This is a genomic window from Mesorhizobium sp. M4A.F.Ca.ET.020.02.1.1 (assembly GCF_004022645.1).
GTDB lineage: Bacteria > Pseudomonadota > Alphaproteobacteria > Rhizobiales > Rhizobiaceae > Mesorhizobium.
This window is the reverse complement of the sequence record NZ_RZOI01001035.1, coordinates 1-1,585: the sequence shown is the minus strand read 5'-3', so window position 1 is coordinate 1,585 and position 1,585 is coordinate 1. Positions and strand designations below refer to the sequence as shown.

General features: G+C 67.7%; 1 protein-coding gene and 1 pseudogene. Both read left to right on the top strand.

Features of this window, described 5'->3' with window-relative positions; translation table 11 throughout:
• Positions 1–332, top strand: a pseudogene (locus EN742_RS34510) (hypothetical protein); the annotation flags it as partial.
• A 104-nt stretch (positions 333–436) separates the two neighbouring features.
• On the top strand, positions 437–1,585 hold a 1,149-nt coding region (locus EN742_RS34505; protein WP_148670505.1), incomplete at its 3' end, for a phosphoglycerate kinase.

Here is a 1,585-nt window from a genome sequence, read left to right as displayed (position 1 = left end):
GGCCCGATCAGCACCCGGTCGGCCTATTCGGGATGGCCGCCGAGCCGCTCCGTGATCCCGAATATGCCGACCGGGTGCTGATCGGGCCGATCGAGCTCATCGTGCGCGACGTTGACGACAAGGGCCGGATCACCGGCATCGGCCTGTCGTTCGAGCCGACCGCGCCGGTGGCGCGCGTGCCGGTGTTCCTCAGCGCCGGCGAGATCGTCGACCGCATCGCCGCCTTCATCCGCGGCCGGCGCAGGCCGGCGCGGGCGCCTGGCGCCGAGACGCCGGCGGAACAGCCCCCGACACCCGAACCGGTCGGGCAAAAGGCAGCGAGCGAAAGCTGATCTTACGCGCCTACATCATTTTTGCGCGCGCGCTTTAACGCGGGCCTTGCATAGTCGCCGGTGGTGGGTAAGGTCCCGGCGATTTTCGCAGAAAGGGACCCAGCATGGCCGGCTTCAAGACACTGGACGACATCGGCAACATCTCCGGTAAGCGCGTGCTGGTGCGCGTCGACCTCAACGTTCCCGTCGCTGACGGCAAGGTCACAGACGTCACCCGCATCGAGCGCATCGCGCCGACCATCTCCGAATTGTCCAGCAAGGGCGCCAAGGTCATCCTGCTCGCCCATTTCGGCCGGCCCAAGGACGGCCCCACGCCCGAATTCTCGCTCGAGCCGATCGCAAATGCCACGGCGGACGTGCTCGGCCGGCCCGTCGGCTTCGCCGCCGACTGCATCGGCGACACAGCAGGCAGCGCCGTCGCCGCCATGGACAAGGGCGATGTGCTGCTTTTGGAAAACACCCGCTTCTACAAGGCTGAGGAGAAGAACGATCCGGCCTTCACCGAGAAGCTCGCCGCCAATGGCGATATCTTCGTCAATGATGCCTTTTCCGCCGCGCACCGCGCCCACTCCTCGACCGAGGGCCTGGCGCATCTGTTGCCGGCCTTCGCCGGCCGCACCATGCAGGCCGAGCTCGACGCGCTGGAAAAGGGCCTTGGCAATCCTGTCCGTCCGGTCGTCGCCATCGTCGGCGGCGCCAAGGTCTCGACCAAGATCGACCTCCTGATGAACCTGGTGAAGAAGGTCGACGCGCTGGTCATCGGCGGCGGCATGGCCAACACCTTCCTTGCCGCGCGCGGCACCGCGGTCGGCAAGTCGCTCTGCGAGCATGACCTTGCCGCCACCGCCAAGCAGATCATGATCGAGGCGGCCGAGGCCGGCTGCGCCATCATCCTGCCGGCCGATGGCGTGGTGGCGAAAGAGTTCAAGGCTGGCGCCGCCAGCGAGACCGTCGCCATATCGGAGGTGCCGGCCGACGGCATGATCCTCGACGTCGGCGAAAAGACCGTGAAGGCCGTCGCCGACTGGATCGACCGCGCCGCCACGCTGGTCTGGAACGGCCCGCTCGGCGCCTTTGAGATCGAGCCTTTCGATCGCGCCACGGTGGCGGCGGCAAAGCACGCCGCCCAGCGCACCAAGGCCGGCAAGCTGGTCTCGGTGGCCGGCGGCGGCGATACGGTGGCCGCGCTCAACCATGCCGGCGTCGCCGACGACTTCACCTATGTCTCGACCGCTGGTGGCGCCTTCCTGGAA